4 protein-coding genes and 1 pseudogene are annotated in these 4,376 nt (G+C 34.2%); 3 read left to right on the forward strand and 2 right to left on the reverse strand.

Going from position 1 to position 4,376, the window contains the following annotated elements:
• Together BPMYX0001_RS29090 and BPMYX0001_RS35115 are read left to right on the forward strand one after the other, a co-directional pair.
• A pseudogene (locus BPMYX0001_RS29090) lies at positions 1–575 on the forward strand (IS6 family transposase); the annotation flags it as partial.
• Positions 576–669: 94 nt separating this feature from the next.
• The gene (locus BPMYX0001_RS35115) at positions 670–1,422 is read left to right on the forward strand and encodes a delta endotoxin C-terminal domain-containing protein (protein WP_371400321.1); all 753 of its coding nucleotides are present in this window, start codon (positions 670–672) and stop codon (positions 1,420–1,422) included.
• A 362-nt stretch (positions 1,423–1,784) separates the two neighbouring features.
• On the opposite strand, the gene BPMYX0001_RS29100 is transcribed toward BPMYX0001_RS35115, so the two are convergent.
• Positions 1,785–2,729 (reverse strand): tyrosine-type recombinase/integrase, encoded by a 945-nt coding sequence (locus tag BPMYX0001_RS29100; protein WP_006097725.1) that lies wholly within the window; start codon positions 2,727–2,729, stop codon positions 1,785–1,787.
• A gap of 445 nt (positions 2,730–3,174) precedes the next feature.
• On the opposite strand from BPMYX0001_RS29100, the gene BPMYX0001_RS29105 reads away from it, so the two are divergent.
• Entirely contained in the window at positions 3,175–4,053 is an 879-nt protein-coding gene (locus tag BPMYX0001_RS29105; RefSeq protein WP_006097727.1) for an Rpn family recombination-promoting nuclease/putative transposase, read from the forward strand.
• Between the two features lie 216 nt (positions 4,054–4,269).
• On the opposite strand, the gene BPMYX0001_RS31935 is transcribed toward BPMYX0001_RS29105, so the two are convergent.
• A partial coding sequence (locus BPMYX0001_RS31935) for a zinc ribbon domain-containing protein (RefSeq protein WP_142316138.1) occupies positions 4,270–4,376 on the reverse strand: 107 nt, incomplete at its 5' end.

The following is a 4,376-nucleotide window of genomic DNA, read 5'->3' on the forward strand; positions in this document are numbered from 1 at the left end:
TACAACTTGAACTTTCGTGATTTGGTGGAAATGATGGAGGAACGGGGCTTATCCGTTGCTCATACAACGATTATGCGTTGGGTTCATCAGTATGGTCCTGAATTAGACAAAAGAATCCGTCGTCATCTCAAGCAAATCAATGACTCTTGGAGAGTCGATGAAAAGTAAAAAGTCAATGGATGTACCTGTATCGTGCTGTCGATTCGAAAGGAAATATCATCGGTTTTTACCTAAGCAAAGCAAGAAACCACAAGGCTGCAAAGCGATTCTTCAGGAAATCTTTGCAGTCTTTTCATATTTCTGAGCCTCGTGTCGTGACAGTCGATAAGAATCCAGCTTATCCTATAGCAGTTGAAGAATTGAGAAAAGAAAAAAAGATGCCATTAGGCATCCAACTAAGGCAAGTGAAATATCTCAATAACATAGTGGAACAAGATCATCGGTTGATTAAAAAGCGAGTTCGTTCGATGTTAGGATTGAAATCCTTTCGCACAGCTACATCCATTATTTCTGGAATAGAAGCTATGCATATGGTAAAAAAAGGGCAACTTGTTTTACTGGACAAATCTGTCTAAAATCAAGTGAAGTTTATCCATCAACTATTTGGAATTGCTGCTTAAAACTAGATTCCACTAGGAAACTTCTGGCCTCTTTATATCTTTCCTAAGTATTTGCACCGGAACCGTTAAAAGGGATAGCCAAACTACAACAACTTATTCTTATTCAAAAACACATACAGCTATTCCATCAAACATACAAAATTATGATTCAGAAAATGAATTACCACAAGAAACAATTGATCAACCAAATTATCAAGCATATAATCATAGGTTAGCTCATATAACTACTTACCCTTTTTGGAACGTAGGTAGTTATAGCATTCAGTCTGGCTACTTACCTGTATTTGTTTGGACACATCGGAGTGTAGATTTCTATAACTTTATTGATTCCAAAAAGATTACACAAATTCCAGCCGTAAAAAGTCTCCAAGATTATGTAACTGGATTAGGTGTAAGTATTGTAGAGGGTTCCGGATATACAGGTGGAGATGTAGTAGTTCTGCATAATTTTGAGCGTACAGAACAATTAGTTTATCTTTATGCCACGGCAGCAGAAAATGAATTATCTCAAAAATATCGTGTTAGAGTTCGATATGCATCAGAGGGAAGTGGCGAATTGTTTATGGAAGTAAAACAGTCACCTGATGAGTTTTTTGGTCAAAGGGCCTTCGCAAAGATTACAAAGACAAAGAATTCTGAAGAAAAGTTGACGTTTGAAAATTTTCAATATGCTGAATTTGATGGATTAATATCACCCTTAGTACCTAAATTTCTTATAGAGATAACTGCAGTAAACATGTTACACTGCCCACATTGTAAACTGTATATTGACAAAACTGAACTTATCCCAGTTTCTGAATAATAATAGTATGTTTAGACAAAATTTAACCGATTCCTTGCATGTTAAGGAGTCGGTTATTTATTTGCTAATTTTATGAGATGTTTTAATACTATAGTAATAAAACAGGAACCTACCATATTTTCTGATAAGTTCCTTACTTAAATGGAAGAATTTTCAGATGTGACGGGTTATTCTTTTAATCGTTGCCGTACCCCTATTTGAAAAATGTCGGATTCATTTTGACATAGAACTCTCATTTCCTCTTTAAACGTTCGCCAAGATTCAACTTTAATGGATTTTGTACTTCTATCCCTTAATGTATACACTCTTATGTACTGTTGCTCTTTTTTTATTTCTCTCCACACTATCTTCCCCCGTTATTTTTAATCGATGTAATCATAATATCTTTTTAACGAAAGCTTAGATTTAAACCCTACTTGTTTTATAATTTCATCCTCTGAAATTTGATGTTTTATTAACCTTAAAATGAAGGTATTACGCAAGTGTTGTGCTGAAATTCCTTTTCTTAAATTTGCCCTTGCAACTTCAAGTCGAAGCATCTTTTGAACGGCAATCTCTGTTAGAGCTTTGGGTGCATTATTTTCATATGACCAATGATAAGTTTTCCGAGTAAAATCGAAGGCTACGAACAGTGGATCATTGCTATGATATCTTGGACGAACTGGTTCAGGGAGGGTTTTATAATAGCTAAATAATCGCTTTTTATCGTCTTCAGTCAAAAGAATCGTTCTTTCTATACCCACTATTCCTGGTACTGAGATCTTATTATTTTCAAAATGGACGTGCTTCATCTGTAAACCGACAAGTTCTTGTAAGGATAATCCATTATGAATGAGCAAATGGACAATAGAAATGTTACGATCCATAAGCAATGGACGAACGGAACGTTGTTTTTCTGTTAATCCTTTTAATGAAGCTAAAATGGACTTTAACATTTTCTCTTCCTCTATTATAATAAAATCTTCATCACGTAGCGCACGGTTCGGTTGAATAATAAGTTGCATGTCTTCTAACGGATTTGGCAGTTGCAAATACTGATATAGTCTATTTAAGACAATATAGACACGATGTATTGTTTTTTCAGAGTACTGTCGTTGCTGTTTTAAATCATAGAAATACTCATCATAATCCTTTGTATCAAGTCTCGTCCATATATTGCATGTAGGAAGTTTTTTAGATTTTTGCAACCACTGACCAAAATCTTCGATATCATAAACATATCGTTTAATTGTGGAAGGTTTTCTTCCTTTATCTAATAAGAAAGAAGCAAAATGCTGTACTGTGTCTTGGAATTCTTTTGTTGGCATAGCCTTATCATCCTAATTTTTTCTTTTAGTATATCAAATTTTACACATATTCCACTTACCCATTCATCTCCAAAGAAAATATATAAATAAAAAAGATAAGACCAGAAACTCGGTCTTATCTATGGCATAAGGAGAAACAAATAGGGGATAACCATCACTTTTTTATCATATTACATTAACTGTTAATTTTGAATATTATAGCTAAAAATAGTGACAATATCTATATTGAGAAATTTATTACTAATTTGTTTGTGCAGTATCAAAAGGTACACCTTTTGATTCACTTTTTATTACTATGTATTCAAAGATGTGGAGAGCCTTTGGATTGTCTATAAAAGTATACATTTATAGACAGATGTAAACTTGAAATACAGAAGCATTTGCATATGTAAGGGACTATCTTATAAAATATATTTAAGAATAGAAAGACAGGGAGAGGAAACCCATGTCCACAAAATTAGTAAATTTACGAATTGATTTTGCTTTTAAACAGTTATTTGGAACAAAGGGGAATGAAGAAATCTTAATTGGATTTTTAAACGCTATCTTAGAAGAATCTTTAGATACACCTATTTCATCACTACAATTGGAAGACCCACATCTCCATAAGTCTTATGAAGATGATAAGTTATCCATACTAGACTTATTAGCAACACTCGACAATGGAACGCAAGTGAATATTGAGATTCAACTCCGAAATACACATGATATGGTAAAACGCTCTTTATACTATTGGAGTAAGCTCTATACATCCCAAATGCAAGAAGGTATGCCATATCGTTCACTTCGGAAAACAATTACCATTAACTTATTAGATTTCACATTATTTTCTTATGAAGACTCATTTCACACCATCGGACAATTATGGAATTCGAAAACACAACAGGTTTTAAGTGACGATATTGAAATCCATTTTGTAGAGATCCCAAAATTAGTGAAACAATGGCGTGAAGAAAAAGTAAATCCATGGGAAAATACATTTGTCCGTTGGATGTTATTGCTACCAGCCCATGAAGATGAACACTTAACTCAGACATTGGAGGAAATTGCGATGAATCAAGATCCAATTTTACAAAAGGCAATGAATAAATGGGAAAATATGAGCCATGATTCTTCTTTCCGAACAGCTTATGAAGCTCGTGAGAAAGTACTTCTAGATGAACAAGCTAAAATAGCTCATGCTCATGAGGAAGGTAAAGAGGAAGGTAAATTAGCTGAGCGTGCACAATTAATTCGTGGTATGCATAAAAATGGAATGTCGTTAGAAGATATTGCAAAATTTACTGGTCTAAGCACAGAAGAAATACAAAAAATACTATTATAATATGTATCATTATAAAAGCTTTGCGAAAGATCTCGCAAAGCTTTTGATTATTGCACTCGCATTCTTGTACTCTGTATTGTCTGTGCTCTATTCTTCCATCCAATCGCTTTTCTTTAATTCAATTGGATCCGTTTGAACTACTCACCACTTAACGTCCTCACGGACTGTTTGAAGTGGGAGATTCCTAGGTACAGAGTTCTATCGAACTCTAATGAATTAGGCTATCCCCGTAGTTCCTACGGTTAAGATACGAATTGCTTCGTTTCTAAGATTGAGTGCTGCATTCCGATCTCTATCGTGATGTGTGCCACAAGAAGGGCAAT

The organism is Bacillus pseudomycoides DSM 12442 (genome assembly GCF_000161455.1).
In the GTDB taxonomy this organism is placed as follows: domain Bacteria; phylum Bacillota; class Bacilli; order Bacillales; family Bacillaceae_G; genus Bacillus_A; species Bacillus_A pseudomycoides.

Bases quoted from the DNA above. Each gene is read 5' to 3' on its own strand.
- BPMYX0001_RS29100 (WP_006097725.1), bottom strand. From the start codon at position 2,729: ATGCCAACAAAAGAATTCCAAGACACAGTACAGCATTTTGCTTCTTTC.
- BPMYX0001_RS29105 (WP_006097727.1), top strand. From the start codon at position 3,175: ATGTCCACAAAATTAGTAAATTTACGAATTGATTTTGCTTTTAAACAG.